Origin of the sequence: Bradyrhizobium sp. NBAIM18 (assembly GCF_020193825.1) — a bacterium.
GTDB lineage: Bacteria > Pseudomonadota > Alphaproteobacteria > Rhizobiales > Xanthobacteraceae > Bradyrhizobium > Bradyrhizobium yuanmingense.
Genome location: NZ_JADYVO010000025.1, coordinates 29,277 through 46,260 on the forward strand (window position 1 = coordinate 29,277; position 16,984 = coordinate 46,260).

Consider the following 16,984-nt stretch of genomic DNA (forward strand, 5'->3'; position numbering starts at 1 on the left):
GCGTCCTGCATCGGGCGGGCGGCTGCGGGAGGGGGTCTGCCGCGTTTTTGCCCAGTGTAGCCCGAAGATTCCCATTTTCTGCCCCGCTGTCGTCACCCCCCGGGGTCTCTGTTCGCTGCCGGGACGGGCGGAATTGGGGAGATCGTCGACATGATGAAAACCAGCGCGCGCGCGGCCCTGATCGTTTTGGCCGGGCTTGTCTTGCTGTCCGGGGGCCTCGCACAGGCGGCGCCGAACTCGGCCGCAGGCAACAAATCGGAGAGCGCCGACAAAGGGGCCGATACGGCCAAGCACCGGCGCCAAGACTCGCGCCGCACCGACAGCAGGAAGACGGGGCAGAAATCCGAGGACAAGGCCGACAAGAAGGACACGGCCGCCAAGCCCGACGAGGCCAAGAACGACAAGACCGACAGTCAGGTCCCGGCCTCGAGCCAGCTGGCCCCGGAGGTCGCCAACGCCAATGCGCAGCTCGCCGCCGACACACCAACTGCCGCGGCAGCCTCCGCGATGACGAACCGCGCCAACGACAACGTCCAGGCAGCCGCCGATAATACCAGCGCCGAGAACCCTCAAAGCCAGGTCGTCGCGCCCGATCAACTCAACGACATCGATCGGGCCTTGCAGGAGACCCCGCCGCCGCAGAAGGCGGTGATCGCCGCAACCGAGGCGCAGCCGCGGCCGGCGCCGGTGATGGCCAGCAGCCAGCAGAGCTCGGCCTGGGACCAGAGCTCCCTGATCGGCAAGATCTTCATCGGCGTCGGCACATTGCTGACCCTGGCCTCCGCCGCGCGCATGTTCATGGCCTGATGGCCGGTTCCGCCGGGACGCGACCCCGCGCGCGTCCCGCGTCCGGCCCCCTTGAAGGCATCCGCGCCAGCGGGCACATTGCCCGCTCAATCGAAAGCGTGGGTGGAGCATGAGCACGTTCGAACACATCATCGTCGAGAGCGTCGGCGCGGTCGGCATCGTCAAGCTGAACCGGCCGAAGATGCTCAACGCGCTCTCGTTCGGCGTCTTCCGCGAGATCGCAGCTGCGGTCGACGATCTCGAGGCCGATGACGCCATCGGCTGCATCGTCGTGACCGGCAACGAGAAGGCCTTTGCCGCCGGCGCCGACATCAAGGAGATGCAGCCCAAGGGCTTCATCGACATGTTCTCCGAGGATTTCGCCGCGATCGGGGGCGACCGCATCGCGCGCTGTCGCAAGCCAACCATCGCCGCGGTCGCCGGCTACGCGCTCGGCGGCGGCTGCGAGCTCGCCATGATGTGCGATTTCATCATCGCCGCCGACACCGCGAAGTTCGGCCAGCCCGAGATCACGCTCGGCACCATTCCCGGCATCGGCGGCACCCAGCGGCTGACGCGCGCGATCGGCAAGTCCAAGGCCATGGACCTCTGCCTCACCGGCCGGATGATGGACGCCGCCGAAGCCGAGCGCTCCGGCCTGGTCAGCCGTATCGTACCCGCCGACAAGCTGATGGACGAGGTCATGGCGGCCGCCGAGAAGATGGCCGCGATGTCGCGCCCTGCGGCCGCGATGGCCAAGGAAGCGGTGAACCGCGCCTTCGAGACCACGCTCTCCGAAGGCATGAGCGTCGAACGCAACCTGTTCCATTCGACCTTCGCGCTCGAGGACCGCTCGGAGGGCATGGCGGCGTTCATCGAGAAGCGCAAGCCTGTGAACAAGAACCGGTAGCGCACGAGCCGGTCAGGCCAGTGTAAGGCTCTGGCGCTTTCCCGCAAACAGCCTGTGACGCGCCTGCAACAAGCACGGAATACATGGGAGTTTTGCCCGCGGCAGTTTGCCTGCGGGACCTCGGCTGGCTAAACAGTTAAGAGGCCATCGTCGGCGGGGGCGGACAGCCGGGGTTAAGCGAGATTACATGATTGGGCGTACCGCCAGAGCTGGTCGCGGGGTGACGCGACGTCGATCGAGCGCCGGTCATGCGCTTGCGACATGGACCACGCTGGCGCTCTCTTGTGCGCTCTCTTGCGCCCTTCCCTCCGCGGCATGGGCCGAAGCCCTGCCGGACGCATTGGCAAAAGCCTATCAGACCAATCCGCAGCTCAATGCCGAGCGTGCGCGCCAGCGCGCCACCGATGAGAACGTGCCGCAGGCGCTGGCCGGCTACCGGCCGCAGATCGTGGCGAGCCTCAGCGCCGGCCTGCAATCGGTGCGCAATCTGTTGCCGGACAACACCATCCAGACCGGCAATCTGAAGCCCTGGATCATCGGCGTCACCGTGACGCAGAGCCTGTTCAACGGCTTCCGCACCGCCAACGGCGTGCGGGCCGCCGAGCTCCAGGTGCAGTCGGGCCGCGAAGCGCTCCGCAACGTCGGCCAGGGCGTGCTGCTCGATGCGGTCACCGCCTACACCAATGTTCTCGCCAATCAGTCGCTGGTCGAGGCGCAGCGCTCCAACGTCGCCTTCCTGCGCGAGACGCTCTCCGTCACCCAGCGCAGGCTCAATGCCGGCGACGTCACGCCGACCGACACCGCGCAGGCCGAGGCCCGCCTCAATCGTGGCCTTGCCGACCTCAACGCGGCCGAGGTCGCGCTTGCGGTCAGCCAGGCCACCTATGCGCAGGTGATCGGCAATGCGCCCTCGCAGCTCAGGCCTGCCGAGGCCGTCGACCGCTATCTGCCGAAGAGCCGCGAGGATGCCATGACGATGGCGATCCGCCAGCATCCGGCGGTGATGGCCGCCAGCTTCGATGTCGATGTCGCCTCCACCAACGTCCGCATCGCCGAAGGCACGCTGCTGCCGAGCGCGACCATCCAGGGCAGCGCCAGCAAGAGCCGCAACAACGACCCGACCCTCGGTACCTTCGCCGAAGACCAGGCCTCGATCGTCGCCAATGTCACCGCGCCGATCTACGACGGCGGGCAGGCCGCGGCGCAGACTCGGCAGGCCAAGGAGATCACGGCGCAGAGCCGGCTCGTGCTCGACCAGGTGCGCAATCAAGCGCGTACGGCGGCGGTCAGCGCCTGGGTTGCCAACGAAGGCGCCAAGATCACGGTCTCGGCCTCGGAGTCCGAGGTGAAGGCGGCCACCGTCGCGCTGCAGGGCGTGCAGCGCGAGGCCGCCGGCGGCCAGCGCACGACGGTGGACGTTCTGAACTCGCAGGCCGACCTGATCCAGGCCAAAGCACGCCTGATCGGCGCGCAACGCGACCGCGTGATCGCCTCCTACACGCTGCTCAGCGCCATCGGCCATCTCGACGTCAAGACGCTGAACCTGAACACGCCGGATTATCTGCCCGAGGTGCACTACCACCAGGTCCGCGACGCCTGGCACGGCCTGCGCACGCCGTCGGGGCAGTAGCGTCAAATCTCTCTGGTGGATGCCGATGAAAAGCCGCCGCATCCATCTGATGGGAGCATCGGGCTGCGGCGTGACCACGATCGGTCGTACGCTCGCGGGGCAGCTTTTGCGCTGCCGCATCACGACAGCGACGACTATTTCTGGCTGCCCACGGTGCCGCCCTATCGGACAACCCGCCCGGCCGCCGACCGCCTGCGCCTGATGCACGAGATGTTCTTGCCGCGTCTCGACTGGGTGCTGAGCGGGTCCGTCACCGGCTGGGGCGAAGAGCTCGTTTCGTACTTCGACCTGGTCGTCTTCGTGAGCGTGCCGCGCGAGACCCGGATGATGCGACTGCGCGCCCGCGAGGCCGCCCATTTCGGCGCTGATGCCGTCGCGCCGGGCGGCTGGCGCCATGGCGAGACCGAAGACTTCGTCGAATGGGCCTCCCATTACGAAGCCGGCGATCGCGAAGGTCGCAGTCTCGTCAAGCACGAAGCCTGGCTCGCCGGCCTGCCCTGCCCGGTCGTGCGCGTGGACGGCTCACGTCCGCTTGCGGCCCTTGTCGAGCAGCTATGCAGCGAAGCGGAGCGGTTACCGGGTTGATGTGATATTCTCCTCCCACTCGCCGATAAAAAACAAACCGGGAGAGAAATCGTGCTCAGCCGACGCAGCGCCCTGCTTGCCTCCCTTGCGGCCGGAGTAGCCATGACCAGCAAAGCCCATGCCCGCGCGGCGCAGCCTGCGACGCCGATCAATTTCGATGTGCCGGCGCATGCCTGTGACTGCCACACCCACATTCACGGCGATGTCGAAAAATTTCCGTTCTTCACTGGCCGCGTCTATACGCCGGAGCCGGCTTCGCCGGAAGAAATGGCGGCGCTGCACAAGGCGCTGCATATCGAGCGTGTGGTGATCGTGACGCCGAGCGTCTACGGCACCGACAATTCCTCCACACTGTTCGGCATGAAGGCGCGCGGCGCAACCGCGCGCGGCGTCGCCGTGATCGACGACAAGACGCCGGAGAGCGCGCTCGATACGATGCACCAGGACGGCTTCCGCGGCATCCGCCTCAATCTGGCGACCGGCGGCGTCAACGACCCCAATGTCGGCCGGCCGCGCTTCACCGCCGCCGTCGAGCGCATGAAGGCGCGCGGCTGGCACGTGCAGCTCTACACCACGCTGGCCATGATCTCCGCGATCAAGGACCTCGTCGAGGCGGCGCCGGTGCCGGTCGTGTTCGACCATTTCGGTGGCCTCGAGGCTTCGCTCGGGCTGGAGCAGCCGGGCTTCTCCGACCTCGTCGCGCTGGTGAAGTCCGGCAAGGCCTATGTGAAGATCTCGGGCGCCTATCGCTCGTCGAAGCTGGCGCCCGACTATCAGGACATGGTGCCCTATGCCCGCGCGGTGATCGCGGCCAATGCGGACCGCATCGTCTGGGGCACCGACTGGCCGCATCCGGATTCGAGCCGCGTCGAGGGCCGCAAGCCCACCGACATCGCGCCGCTCTATCAGATCGACGACGGTCGCCTGCTCAACCAGCTTCCGGTGTGGGCGCCGGATGCCGAGGTGCGCAAGAAGATCCTGGTCGACAATCCGGCGCGGCTCTACGGGTTCTGACGGTCAGCGCGCGCGGCGGGAAAAGAAGGAGATCAGCACCGGCAAGGTCACCAGGATCACGACCGGCGCCAGCATCATGCCGGTGACGACGACAACCGCGAGCGGCTTCTGCACCTGCGACCCGATGCCTTCCGACAGCGCTGCCGGCAGGAGGCCGACGCCCGCGACCACACAAGTCATCAGCACGGGCCGGAGCTGCAGCTCGCCGGTGCGCACCACCGCGCTCATGCGGTCCATGCCCTCCTCGATCAGCTGGTTGAACTGCGACAGGATGATGATGCCGTCCATCACCGCGATGCCAAACAGCGCGATGAAGCCGATCGCCGCGGAGACGCTGAACGCGGTGCCCGAGATCAAGAGGCCGAGCACGCCGCCGAAGATCGCCATCGGAATCACGCTCATCGCGAGCAACGTGTCGGTCATCGAGCCGAAATTAAACCAGAGCAGCACGCCGATCAGCGCCAGCGAGATCGGCACCACGATCGAGAGCCGCCGGATCGCGTCCTGGAGGTTGCCGAACTCGCCGACCCATTCCATGTGCGAGCCCGGCGGCAGCTGCACCTGCGCGGCGATTTTGTCCTGCGCCTCGCGGATCGCGCTGCCGAGATCGCGTTCGCGCACCGAGAACTTGATCGGCAGATAACGCTCCTGCTGCTCGCGATAGATGTAGGCCGCACCCGAGACGAGGCTGATGGTCGCGACCTCGCTTAAGGGGATCTGCATGACGGAGCCGTTCGGCCCAGGCGCACCGATCCGCAAATTCTGGATCGCCTCGGCGCTGCGGCGGTATTCCGGCGCGAGGCGCACGATGATCGGGAAGTGGCGGTCGCTCCCGGGCTCATACAGGTCGCCGGCGGTGTCGCCGCCGATCGCGACCTTGATGGTCGCGTTGATGTCGCCCGGTGCAAGGCCGTAGCGCGCCGCCTTGGCGCGGTCGATGTCGATCTGAACGGTCGGCTGGCCCAGCGAGGTGAACACCGCAAGGTCGGTGACGCCCTGCACGGTCGACAGCACCTGCTTGATCTTGTTGGCGGTGTCGGTGAGCGCCTGGAGATCGCTGCCGAACAGCTTGATCGAGTTCTCGCCCTTCACGCCGGAGACGGCTTCGGAGACGTTGTCCTGGAGATATTGCGAGAAGTTGAGCTCGACGCCGGGGAAGCGATCGTCGAGCTGCTTGAGCAGCTGCGCGGTCAGCTCTTCCTTGTCGCGGGTACCGGGCCACTGGCTCGCGGGCTTCAGCGGCGCGAAGAACTCGGCGTTGAAGAAGCCGGCGGCGTCGGTACCGTCGTCGGGACGGCCGTGTTGCGACACGACGGATTCGACCTCGGGCCGGGCGCGGATCACCTTGCGCATCTCATTGACGTAGCTGTTGCCTTCCTGCAGCGAGATGGTCGGCGGCAGCGTGGCGCGGATCCAGAGGTTGCCCTCCTCCAGCTTCGGCAGGAATTCGAGGCCGAGCAGCCGGGCGAGCGCGACCGTCATCAACACCAGACCGACCGCGGCGCCGAGGACGATGTTGCGGTTGGCGACCGCCCAGTTCAGCACAGGCATGTAGAGCCGGTGCAGGATCAGCATCACCTTCGTCTCGGTCTCCTCGACATGCGCCGGCAGGATGATTGCGGACAGCGCGGGAGTCACGGTGAAGGTGGCAAGCAGGCCGCCGGCCAGTGCGTAGGCATAGGTCCGCGCCATCGGTCCGAAGATGTTGCCCTCGACGCCCGAGAGTGTGAACAGCGGCAGGAACGCCGCGATGATGATCGCCGCGGCAAAGAAGATCGATCGGGAGACGTCGGCGGCCGCGCTGAGGATGGCATGGCTCTTCATGCCGAACAGCGTCTCGGGCGACATATGCTCGGATTCCGACATCGGTGTCGTTTGCGTCAGGCGGCGGAAGATCGCCTCCACCATGATCACGGTGGCATCGACAATGAGACCGAAATCGATCGCACCGACCGACAGGAGGTTGGCCGATTCCCCGCGCAGCACCAGGATGATGACCGCGAAAAACAGCGCGAACGGGATGGTGGCGCCGACGATCAGCGCGCTGCGGAGATCGCCGAGGAAGATCCACTGCAACAGCACGATCAGCAGGATGCCCACCACCATGTTGTGCAGCACGGTGTGGGTGGTGAGCTCGATCAGGTCGCCGCGGTCGTAGATGCGCTCGATGCGCACGCCAGGCGGCAGGATGCTGGAATTGTTGATGGCTTGAACGAGCTCATGGACGCGCTTGATGGTCGGCGAGCTCTGCTCGCCGCGCCGCATCAGGACGATGCCCTGCACGATGTCGTCGGAATCGTCGAGGCCGGCAATGCCGAGGCGCGGCTTCTGGCCGACGGTAACGGTGGCGACGTCCTTGACCAGCACCGGATTGCCGCCGGCCTGCGCCACCATGGTGTTGGCGAGGTCATCGATCGAGCGGATCAGGCCGACGCCGCGCACCACGGCGGATTGCTGGCCGATATCGACGGTGTTGCCGCCGACATTGACGTTGGAATTGCCGACCGCCTGGAGCAGTTGCGGCAGCGTCAGGCCGTTGGCGACCAGCTTGTTGAAATCCACCTGAATCTCGTAGGTCTTGCTCCTGCCGCCCCAGCCGGTGACGTCGATCACGCCGGGCACCGCGCGGAAGCGGCGCTGCAGCATCCAGTCCTGGATGGTCTTGAGGTCGAGCACGCTATAGTTCGGCGGACCGACGAGGCGATAGCGGAAGATCTCGCCGATCGGGCTGAGCGGGGAGATCTGCGGCTGCACGTTGCCGGGCAGCGGCGCGAGCTGCGCCAGGCGATTCAGCACCTGCTGCAGCGCCTCGTCATAGGTGTAGGCAAAGGAGAACTGGATTTTGACGTCGGACAGACCGTAGAGCGAGATGGTGCGGATGGTCTTGATGTTCTTCAGGCCGGCGACCTGGGTTTCGATCGGGATCGTGATGTAGCGCTCGATCTCCTCCGCCGACAGGCCCGGGCTCTGCGTCACGATATCGACCATCGGCGGGGTCGGGTCGGGATAGGCCTCGATGTTGAGCCGGTTGAACGCGATCAGGCCGCCGATCAGGACGGCGACGAACATGCCGACCATCAGGAAACGCCGGTTGACGGCAAGGGCAACGAGACGATCCATTCAGGTCTTCAATTTTCTTGGGTCGTCGATCAGCTGCCGGACGCCGCGCGGTCGATGAACAGACTGCCTTTGGTGACGATCTGCTCGCCGGGTTTCAGATTGCTGGTGACCTCGACGAGGTTGCCGTTGATGAGACCGATCTTGATCTGGCGCAGCTCGACCGACTTGTCCTCGCGCGCGACCCAGAGGCGGACCTTGTCGGCCTCGTAGATCAGCGCCTGTTTCGGCACGGCGGGCGCGGCGCGGTCGCCGGCCGAATAGATCGTGACGTTCGCGAACATTTCCGGCTTGAGCAGCCCGTCCCTGTTGTCGATGGTGGCGCGCACCAGGAGGCGGCGGGTGGCGGGGTCGATCGCGGCGGCAACGTAGTTGATCTTGGCGCTGAACGGACGGCCCGGCAGCGCCATCACATTGACGGCGATGTCCTGCCCGATGCACACCGCGGCCGCGTCGCTCTCGCGCACGAAGGCGGTGAGCCAGACCGTGGAGAGGTCGCCGACCACGAAGACTGGATCGCTCGCGCCGGAATTGACGTATTGGCCCGGGCCGATCTTGCGCTGCACGACGGTGCCGGAGATCGGCGAGTAGATCGTGATCTCCCGATCGATGACGCCCTTTTCCTGGAACGTCTTGATGGCCTCGTCGGTGAAGCCGAGGATGCGCAGCTTGTTGCGCGCGGCTTCCAACGCCGTCACCGAAGAGCGCATGTCGTTGCGCGCCTGCACCTGAGCCGCTTCCGCCTGCTGATAATCCTTGAGCGGAATGGCATGGCCCTCGTAGAGGTCCTTGGCGCGCTTGAACTGGATGTCCGAAAGCTCGAGCGCCGACTTCGCCTTGTTCTGCGAGGTCATCGCCGCGATGAAATCGTTCTGGGCCTGCACGGTGTCGGCGGCCTCGATGGTAAACAGCGGTTGCCCTTGCTTCAGCGTCTCGCCGGGCTTGGCGAGCAGCTTGGTGACACGGCCTGCATAAGGCGAGAACACCGGCGTCGAACGATCCTCGTCGACCGCGACCTTGCCCTCGGTGACATACTCGGCCCGGAAGCTCCTGGCGGCGACCGGTTCAATCGTCAGCGTCGCCCATTCGGACGGTGTCGGCGTGAAGGTCTGCGCGTTCCTGCGCGACTGGCTGGAGATCTCGGAGTGCTTTTTTGCCTTCGGGCCCGAAGAGAACAAGCCGTACGCTCCGACACCGGCGCCGGCGACAGCTAGTAAAACTACGGATGCGATCACCCGTTGTTTTGCAATCACGTGCAATCGCTTGGTAATCTCAACTGCCATGGGCCCGGTCGTGTCTGCGACGATCTCGGCAGATGATTGCCGCATCGGTCGCGCTAATAGTGCCGAATTGGGATTTCAAACAACCTAAAAAACGCGTCGGCCCTTTCCGTCTGCGTTAAAATTTTGCGACATGTCAGCTTCATGTCAGCTTCGGCCCGGCCATTGTGCCGGATGACTGCCGAGCTGCATCGCCGGACGGCTCCATTGCGCCGGCGTCTTCGACAGCCAAGCGGAATGCTGCACCGCCTTCAACGTGCCGAAGCCAGATTGCATGTGCTGTATGAACGCAGAATGTACGGCCTCTCCCGTAACATCTGGGGTATTCAATCCGCCCTCGAGCCGACCGAGATTCCGCAGCCAGAATGTCGGCGGGGCTTTGCATGGCTGCTTCTCTGCCCGCTCATTTGCTGTACTTTTCGCGACCGTGTCATGATCGCAGAAAGGATTGCAATGGCCGCCATCGATCCCCTCATCGCAGGTGCCGTGTTCATCGCGACGGCGGCCACCGACGCCGTCTATGTCATGTTCACCTCGGCCGTGATCGCGCGCAAGCGCATCCCGGCGGCGAACTGGAGCGCGGTCTGGTACCTGCTCTCCTCTTACGCCGTGATCAGCTACACCGAGAACGCCTTCTACGTTGCCTTTGCCGCAATCGGCTCCTGGGCCGGCGCCTATGCCTCGTTGACCTTCCTGCACCGCCCGCCCGGCGGCCCGCCGGTGGGAGCGGCGCCGGAGTGAAGTCTCTCCGCGTCATTGCGAGGAGCCCTTGCGACGAAGCAATCCAGGATCCTTCCGCGGATGCATTTCTGGATTGCTTCGCGGAGCCTGTCATCGGGCCGCGCTTTGCGCGGACCCGGTGGCTCGCAATGACGACGTGGAGGCTTCTGGGCGCCTCGCGAAACAGCTACACTCGCAGCACCAACAAAAAGGAGCCAACAATGGATCTCGGTCTCAAAGGCAAGAACGCCGTCGTGCTCGGCGGCACGCGTGGCATCGGGCGGGCGATTGCGGCGACGCTGGCCGGCGAAGGCGCCAATGTCGCGGTGTGCGCGCGAAACGCCGATCAGGTTGCGGCCACCGTCGCGGAGCTGAAGGCGGGCGGCATCCGCGCCACCGGCGGCCCCGTCGACGTCACCGACGGCGCGGCGCTGAAAAGCTGGATCGAGACGGCTGCGCAAGAGCTCGGCGGCATCAACATGCTGTTCTCCAATGCCGGCGCAATGGCGCAAGGGCACGATCCCGCATCCTGGGAGCAGAACTTTCGGCTCGATGTGCTCGGCGCCGTGCACGCCTTCGACGCCGCCCGACCGTTCCTCGAGACAAGCGGCGCCGGCAGCGGCGATGCGGCCTTCGTGATCATCTCGTCGATCTCCGCGGCGCAGGCGGACACGGCCAGCTCCTACGGCCCGATCAAGGCCGCGCTGATCCACATGGCCAAGGGACTGGCGCGGCAATACGCGAAGAAGAAGATCCGCGTGAATGTCGTGTCGCCCGGCACCGTCTATTTCAAAGGCGGCGTCTGGGAGATGATCGAGAAGAACATGCCGGAGCGGTACCAGGACGCGATGAAGCGCAACCCGACCGGCCGCATGGCAACGCCGCAGGACATCGCGAGCGCGGCGGTGTTTCTGGCCAGCCCGGTGTCGGGATTCACGACGGGTTCGAATTTCGTCGTGGACGGCGCGATTTCGAACAGGGTGAATTTTTGAGGGCAGCTTGCCGAGCTCTCTCTCCTCCGTCATGGCCGGGCTTGACCGGCCATCCACGCACTGCTGCGCACTCCGAAAGACGTGGATGCCCGGGTCAAGCCCGGGCATGACGACTGAGAATGAGGCGCAATCATCGCAACAAACGTCGGCAGTAGCCCGCGCTCGCTCAATGAAAATCCCGCGAGGGCGGCAGGATACGGACGTTGCGGGGGTGACGGATTTTTTGCGCGGGCATGTCCGTAAGCGCGCGAGGGTCTTCGTTCAGCGGTTCGACCACGGTGGCGCCTGCGGGCAGCGGATGCTTGCGGCCGAGCGCATCGTTGGCCAATCCGACCAGATCGTGCGAGCGATCGATCATGCGCTGGGCGATGAGATGCGTCACCTTCTCCGGGCTGCTCTGGATGTAGCCTTCGACCAGGATGAGGCGCGCGCCCATCACTTCTTTCCGGTACTGCTCCATGATCTTGGGCCACACCACGACATTGGCGATGCCGGTTTCGTCCTCCAGCGTCATGAACACGACGCCGCTGGCGCTGCCCGGCCGCTGCCGCACCAGCACCACGCCGGCACAGCGGACGCGGCGCCGCTCGTTCTCATGGCTGATCTCCTTGCAGGCGACGATACGCTCGCGCGTAAACATCTCGCGCAGAAACTCCATCGGATGTCCCTTCAGCGACAGACGGATGGTCTGGTAGTCCGCGACCACCTGCTCCGCGCGCGGCATCAGCGGCAGCGGTCTTGCGCCTTCGTCCGGCTGCTCGCGCGCGGTCGCCGCCTCGAACAGCGGCAGCGGCACGTCGTCGGGCAGCCGCCGCACCTGCCACAGCGCTTCGCGGCGGTCGAGCCCGAGCGAGCGGAACGCATCGGCATCGGCCAAGAGGATCAGCGCGCGCTTGGGCAGGCCGGTGTCGCGGGCGAAATCCTCAAGCGAGGTGAAAGGACGACGGTTGCGGGCGGCGACGATGCGGTCGGTCCAATCGGGCACTCTTTCCGCGTTGTCATTCCGGGGCGCGCCTCTTGGCGCGAGCCCTGTTGCGCAATTGCGCACCTTAGAATCCATACTCCCGATCGGAGTTATGGATTCCGGGCTCGACGCTGACGCGTCGCCCCGGAATGACAGCTGGGAGCGCTTCAGACGCTCCTCGTCCTCGTCCAGCCAGTGGAATCCATCGATCTGGCGGAAGCCCAGGCGCACGGCGCAGAATTTGCCGCTTCCCTCCTCCAGCGTGTTCTGCGCAAAGCTGTAGGACACGTCGATGTCGCGCACCTCGACGCCGTTCTTGCGGGCATCGCTGACGATCTGCGCCGGCGCATAGAAGCCCATCGGCTGCGAATTCAACAGACCGCAGCAGAAGGCGTCGGGATGGTAGTGTTTCAGCCACGACGAAATGTAGACCAGCTGTGCAAAGCTCGCGGCATGGCTCTCAGGAAAGCCGTAGGAGCCAAATCCCTTGATCTGGTCAAAGCAGCTTTTGGCGAAGTTGGGATCGTAGCCGCGCGCCACCATGTTGCCGATCAGCTTCTCCTCATATTGGCCGATGGTGCCGACATTGCGGAAGGTCGCCATCGAGCGGCGCAGGCCGTTGGCTTCCTCGGAGGTGAAATGTGCAGCCTCGATCGCAATGCGCATCGCCTGCTCCTGGAATAGCGGGACACCGAGCGTCTTGTGCAGCACCTTGTAGAGTTCGTCCTTGTCGCCATGCTCCGGTGACGGCGAGGGATAGCTCACCTTCTCGAGTCCGTTCCGCCGCCGCAAGTAAGGATGCACCATGTCGCCCTGGATCGGCCCGGGGCGCACGATCGCGACCTCGATGACGAGATCGTAGAAGGTACGCGGCTTCAGCCGCGGCAGCATGTTCATCTGGGCGCGGCTTTCGACCTGGAATACGCCAAGTGATTCCCCGCGGCACAGCATGTCGTAGACGTTGGGATCGTCCTGCGGGACGCTCGCCAGCACAAAACGCTCGCCCTTGTGCTGGTCGATCAAGTCAAAGCACTTGCGGATGCAGGTCAGCATGCCCAGGGCGAGCACGTCGACCTTCATCATATGAAGCGCATCGACGTCGTCCTTGTCCCATTCGATGAAGGTGCGGTCGTCCATCGCGGCATTGCCGATCGGCACATAGGTGTCGAGCCGGTCCTGGGTCAGCACATAGCCGCCGACATGCTGGGACAGATGGCGGGGGAATTCGATCAGCTCGGTCGCAAGCTCGACCGCGAGATTGATCATGGGATTGCCGGGATCGAGCCCGGCCTGCCGGACCTGCATGTCGTTGAGGCCCTTGCCCCAGCTGCCCCAGACGGTGTCGGCGAGCGCGGCGGTGACGTCCTCGGTCAGGCCGAGCGCCTTGCCGACGTCGCGGATGGCGCTGCGCGGGCGATAATGGATGACGGTGGCGATGATCGCGGCGCGGTGGCGGCCGTAGCGGCGATAGACATATTGCATCACCTCCTCACGGCGCGAATGTTCGAAATCGACGTCGATATCGGGCGGCTCCAGCCGTTCCTTGGAGATGAAGCGCTCGAACAAGAGGTCCACCTTGGTTGGATCGACCGAGGTGATGCCGAGCACGTAGCACACGGCCGAATTCGCCGCCGAGCCGCGCCCTTGGCACAAAATATTCTGGCTGCGCGCGTAGTGGACGATGTCATGCACGGTGAGGAAGTAATGCGCATATTTCAGCTCGGCGATCAGCGCGAGCTCCTTGTTCAAGGTGGCGCGCAGCTTGTCGCCGATCTTGCCGCCGAAATATTTGTCGACGCCCGCCCAGGTCAGATCCTCCAGATGCCCTTGCGCGGTCTTGCCCGGCGGTACCGGCTCGTCGGGATATTGATACTTCAGCTGATCGAGCGAGAAATCGATTGCGTCCGCAAAGCGCATGGTCTGCGCAATCGCCTCGGGAAAATCGCGGAACAACCGCGCCATTTCACGCGGCGTCTTCAGGAAGCGCTCGGCATTGGCCTCTAACTTCCGCCCAATCGCCTCGATCGTGGTCTTTTCCCGGATGCAGGTCAGCACGTCCTGGAGCGGACGGCGGCGGGGATCGTGATACAGCACCTCATTGGTCGCGAGCAGCGGCACCTTTGCCTTTGCGGCGAGATCATCGAGCCGCAAGAGGCGACGCTTGTCGTCGCCGCGATAGAGCAGGCTCGCCGCCAGCCACACGCCCTCGGCACGGCTCGCCTTCAGCTTTGCGAGGACATCCAGCGCCCGCGCCAGCTCGAAACGATGCGGCAGCGTCAACACCAGGAGCTGGCCTTCCGAGAATTCCAGGAGATCGTCAAGCCTGAGATGACACTCGCCCTTTTCGATCCGCGTGATGTCATCGCCACGCTTGCCCCTCGTGAGGAGCTGGCACAGCCGGCCATAGGCCGCGCGATCGCGTGGATAGACCAGGATGTCGGGCGTGCCGTCAATGAAGACGATGCGAGCGCCGATCAACAGTTTCGGCTTGTGCAGCACCTCGTCATTGTCAAGCTCCTGGTAGGCGCGCACCACGCCGGCAAGCGTGTTGTGGTCGGCAATGCCGATCGCGGGAATCCCGAGCTTGCTCGCCTGATGCACATAGGCGCGCGGATCCGAGCCGCCGCGCAGGAAGGAGAAATTGGTGGTGATGCCGATCTCGGCATAGCTAAGCGTATTCATGCGAAGAGACCGTGCACATACCAGCCGGGAGACGCAGGCTTGCCGTCACCGTCGAACACCTCGCCTTCATAGAGACCGTCGCGAAAGATCCAGAAGCGAAGGCCTTCGGCATCCTCGATGCGGAAATAATCCCGCGTCAGCTGCTTGCCGTCCTGCCGCCACCATTCCATCGCGATGCGCTCGGGCCCCTCTACCCGCACCACCGCATGCAGCGCGCGCCGCCAGGTGAATTGATGCGGCGGGCCATCGGGCACGGTCGCGAACGGCACCTTGATCGGCTCCGGCTTGTCGAACAGCCGCAAGGGACGCAGCGGCGGCTCGCTCGCGACGCGCGTCGGCCATTCGGCCTGCATGGCAGCAGCGAGATGATGCTGCGCCGATGCGGCCAGCACCGCGCTTTCGGGGATATGGGTCTCCTGCGGCAGGTGCACGACGACACGCTTGCCGCCGATGCGCGCGGCGATGCGGTCGATCAGCGCGGCGAGCTCGTCATTGTCGTGAACATGGGCATCGAGATCGCGCTGCTCCTGCACCACGATCTCGGTGCGGCTCGCCGACAATCGCACCATGTCGAAGCCGAAACCGGGATCGAGGGGATCGGCGAGGGCATCGAGCCGCTCGCGGAACAAGCGGTCGACCACGGCGCTTCGCGTCACCGGACGCCCGGTCTCGACCGTGATCGTACGCACCACACCATCGGTGCGGAAGAACGCCGCTTCAAGCCGCCGCGCGCCTTTGCCCTGCTTCTCCATGGACGCGATCAACGTGTCGGCGAGCCGCGACAGCGTCATCGCGATCATAGTGTCGGTTGCGATCGGCTCGGCAAAGCGCTTCTCGACGATGTAGTCGGGCAGCGGTTTGCGCGGGCTGATCGGCGCATCGCCCTGCCCCAGCGCATGGGCGAGCAGCGTGGAGAACCGGGCGCCGAACCGCGCCGTGATCTCGGAGGCGCTGCGCGAGGCGACGTCGCCGATGGTCTTCAGCCCGGCACGGCGCAGGCCGGTGGTGATGGCTTCACCCGCACCGAGCGCGGAGACTGGAAACGACCTGATCGCCTCCGCCTCGCCGCCATCGGCCACGATGGTGCCGGATACCTGCCGCGTCAGCGTGCGGGCGCAGACCGAGGTGCCCGCGATCGCCGCGCTGACGGCAAAGCCTTGCCGGTCGAGCGCCCGGACCAATGTCCGCAACAGCGCGGCCTCGCCGCCGAACAAATGCGCACAGCCGGTGATGTCCAGGAACAGCCCGTGCGGCGGATCGAGCGCCACCAACGGCGTGAAGCGGTCACACCAATCGGCGATATCGCTGAGCGTCTTCGCATCGGCCACGGTATCGGCGTCGAACACACGCAAGTCCGGGCACATCGCCCTCGCATTGGCCAGCGGTTGGCCGATATACAGGCCGAGGCGCTCGGCGGCCTCGTCCAGCGCATGGATCACCAGCGCATTGTTGTCCTTGATGACGACAATGCTCGGCTCATGGTTGATTTTACCCAGCCCGGCGCTGCCAACGAACCGCTGAATCCTGTCGATGGGCAGGCGCGGCAGCCACAGGCTGAGGATACGTCGACGGTTCACTGAATTGGCACTCATCACAATTCCATTCCATGATCCACCGGCCGCAGGGGCCATGACGATTGCGCAAGAGTTCGGCATCGAACACCGGCGCGCCCCAGGCACTCCACACCGAGCCCGGCGGCGAAGGCGCCGCACGCAGCATCCATCGTGTCTCCGCGGTCGAGGGCAGCGGTTGCGCCGCCATCCGCAGCAAGAGGCCGGTAACGCCCGAGCCTTGCGCGGCCAGCGTCAGCTTGCGGCTCGCCACCAGATCGAACTGCCTGGTCTCGCCCCAGAGCTCGAGCACGACGGCGCCGAGCGCATCGCAGGCGAGCGCGTCGGCCGAGGTGCGCAACGCGCTCTCGACATCGGCGGCGCGCACCATCACCACACGGCGCGGATCGAGGCCGAGCTCGGATAGCCCGCTCATCGACAGCGCACCGGTTTCGAGCTCCGAAAAATCCTGCCGCACCCACAATAGCGGCCGGCGTGCACTCACGCGTCCCGCAAGGCCCATGACAAAGCCCGTCGCGGCCGCGCCCTGACGCCCTTCGCAAAACACCTCGTGGATCGCCGCGCGCGCGAGCCCGCCCTTCAGCGCGGCGTCGGCCGCGCCATGGCCGAGCCCGATGCGATCGCGCGGATGCACGACCTCCGCCGTCTCGATGCGCTCGATCTGGCCGCGCAGGATCGCAAGCGCGCTCATACGTGCGCCGCTCATGCTCGCCGCTCCTCAGAGGTGATTGCC

Annotated in this window: 11 protein-coding genes and 2 pseudogenes; 7 read left to right on the forward strand and 6 right to left on the reverse strand. The window is 65.4% G+C overall.

All coding sequences use genetic code 11. The features are described 5' to 3' along the window. Positions 1 to 150: 150 nt before the first annotated feature. The 5 genes and pseudogenes from I6F17_RS33010 (at position 151) to I6F17_RS33030 (ending at position 4,925) form a co-directional block, all read left to right on the forward strand. On the forward strand, positions 151 to 807 hold the full coding sequence (locus I6F17_RS33010; protein WP_225131234.1) for a hypothetical protein: 657 nt from the start codon (positions 151 to 153) through the stop codon (positions 805 to 807). Between the two features lie 109 nt (positions 808 to 916). Beyond that, positions 917 to 1,696 carry an enoyl-CoA hydratase gene (locus tag I6F17_RS33015; protein ID WP_225131235.1) on the forward strand — a complete coding sequence of 260 codons (780 nt, stop codon included), beginning with the start codon at positions 917 to 919 and terminating at the stop codon, positions 1,694 to 1,696. Between the two features lie 187 nt (positions 1,697 to 1,883). Next, positions 1,884 to 3,326, forward strand: a complete 1,443-nt coding sequence (locus I6F17_RS33020; RefSeq protein WP_225131236.1) for a TolC family outer membrane protein — start codon at positions 1,884 to 1,886, stop codon at positions 3,324 to 3,326. A 25-nt stretch (positions 3,327 to 3,351) separates the two neighbouring features. Beyond that, positions 3,352 to 3,911: pseudogene (locus I6F17_RS33025) on the forward strand (hypothetical protein). A 51-nt stretch (positions 3,912 to 3,962) separates the two neighbouring features. Then, positions 3,963 to 4,925 (forward strand): amidohydrolase family protein, encoded by a 963-nt coding sequence (locus I6F17_RS33030; protein WP_225131238.1) that lies wholly within the window; start codon positions 3,963 to 3,965, stop codon positions 4,923 to 4,925. Between the two features lie 3 nt (positions 4,926 to 4,928). On the opposite strand, the gene I6F17_RS33035 is transcribed toward I6F17_RS33030, so the two are convergent. From I6F17_RS33035 to I6F17_RS33045, 3 genes and pseudogenes are all read right to left on the reverse strand, one after another. Beyond that, positions 4,929 to 8,045, reverse strand: coding sequence for a CusA/CzcA family heavy metal efflux RND transporter (locus tag I6F17_RS33035; protein ID WP_225131240.1), 3,117 nt, complete (start codon positions 8,043 to 8,045; stop codon positions 4,929 to 4,931). Between the two features lie 29 nt (positions 8,046 to 8,074). Continuing rightward, the gene (locus tag I6F17_RS33040; protein WP_225131242.1) at positions 8,075 to 9,325 is read right to left on the reverse strand and encodes an efflux RND transporter periplasmic adaptor subunit; all 1,251 of its coding nucleotides are present in this window, start codon (positions 9,323 to 9,325) and stop codon (positions 8,075 to 8,077) included. Positions 9,326 to 9,469: 144 nt separating this feature from the next. Next, positions 9,470 to 9,762: pseudogene (locus tag I6F17_RS33045) on the reverse strand (CoA transferase); the annotation flags it as partial. A 13-nt stretch (positions 9,763 to 9,775) separates the two neighbouring features. On the opposite strand from I6F17_RS33045, the gene I6F17_RS33050 reads away from it, so the two are divergent. Further along, positions 9,776 to 10,063: a hypothetical protein gene (locus I6F17_RS33050; RefSeq protein ID WP_057027154.1), complete on the forward strand. Its 288-nt coding sequence runs from the start codon at positions 9,776 to 9,778 to the stop codon at positions 10,061 to 10,063. A gap of 200 nt (positions 10,064 to 10,263) precedes the next feature. Then, positions 10,264 to 11,034 carry an SDR family oxidoreductase gene (locus I6F17_RS33055; RefSeq protein ID WP_057027153.1) on the forward strand — a complete coding sequence of 257 codons (771 nt, stop codon included), beginning with the start codon at positions 10,264 to 10,266 and terminating at the stop codon, positions 11,032 to 11,034. Between the two features lie 166 nt (positions 11,035 to 11,200). Here the strand turns inward: I6F17_RS33055 and I6F17_RS33060 are convergent, their stop codons facing one another. Genes I6F17_RS33060 through I6F17_RS33070 form a run of 3 tightly spaced genes read right to left on the reverse strand, consistent with a single transcriptional unit; the run spans position 11,201 to position 16,957 of the window. Then, positions 11,201 to 14,680 (reverse strand): error-prone DNA polymerase, encoded by a 3,480-nt coding sequence (locus I6F17_RS33060; protein WP_225131244.1) that lies wholly within the window; start codon positions 14,678 to 14,680, stop codon positions 11,201 to 11,203. Then, positions 14,677 to 16,272 (reverse strand): DNA polymerase Y family protein, encoded by a 1,596-nt coding sequence (locus I6F17_RS33065; protein ID WP_225131245.1) that lies wholly within the window; start codon positions 16,270 to 16,272, stop codon positions 14,677 to 14,679. The genes I6F17_RS33060 and I6F17_RS33065 overlap by 4 nt, the downstream gene beginning before the upstream one ends. Continuing rightward, positions 16,169 to 16,957: a DNA repair protein gene (locus I6F17_RS33070; protein WP_225131246.1), complete on the reverse strand. Its 789-nt coding sequence runs from the start codon at positions 16,955 to 16,957 to the stop codon at positions 16,169 to 16,171. The genes I6F17_RS33065 and I6F17_RS33070 overlap by 104 nt, the downstream gene beginning before the upstream one ends. Positions 16,958 to 16,984 lie beyond the last annotated feature (27 nt).

What these genes read in the sequence shown, in the direction of transcription:
- I6F17_RS33065 (WP_225131245.1), bottom strand. Translation starts at nt 16,272, where the DNA reads ATGAGTGCCAATTCAGTGAACCGTCGACGTATCCTCAGCCTGTGGCTG.
- I6F17_RS33015 (WP_225131235.1), top strand. Translation starts at nt 917, where the DNA reads ATGAGCACGTTCGAACACATCATCGTCGAGAGCGTCGGCGCGGTCGGC.
- I6F17_RS33040 (WP_225131242.1), bottom strand. Translation starts at nt 9,325, where the DNA reads ATGGCAGTTGAGATTACCAAGCGATTGCACGTGATTGCAAAACAACGG.
- I6F17_RS33055 (WP_057027153.1), top strand. Translation starts at nt 10,264, where the DNA reads ATGGATCTCGGTCTCAAAGGCAAGAACGCCGTCGTGCTCGGCGGCACG.
- I6F17_RS33020 (WP_225131236.1), top strand. Translation starts at nt 1,884, where the DNA reads ATGATTGGGCGTACCGCCAGAGCTGGTCGCGGGGTGACGCGACGTCGA.
- I6F17_RS33035 (WP_225131240.1), bottom strand. Translation starts at nt 8,045, where the DNA reads ATGGATCGTCTCGTTGCCCTTGCCGTCAACCGGCGTTTCCTGATGGTC.
- I6F17_RS33060 (WP_225131244.1), bottom strand. Translation starts at nt 14,680, where the DNA reads ATGAATACGCTTAGCTATGCCGAGATCGGCATCACCACCAATTTCTCC.
- I6F17_RS33070 (WP_225131246.1), bottom strand. Translation starts at nt 16,957, where the DNA reads ATGAGCGGCGCACGTATGAGCGCGCTTGCGATCCTGCGCGGCCAGATC.
- I6F17_RS33010 (WP_225131234.1), top strand. Translation starts at nt 151, where the DNA reads ATGATGAAAACCAGCGCGCGCGCGGCCCTGATCGTTTTGGCCGGGCTT.
- I6F17_RS33050 (WP_057027154.1), top strand. Translation starts at nt 9,776, where the DNA reads ATGGCCGCCATCGATCCCCTCATCGCAGGTGCCGTGTTCATCGCGACG.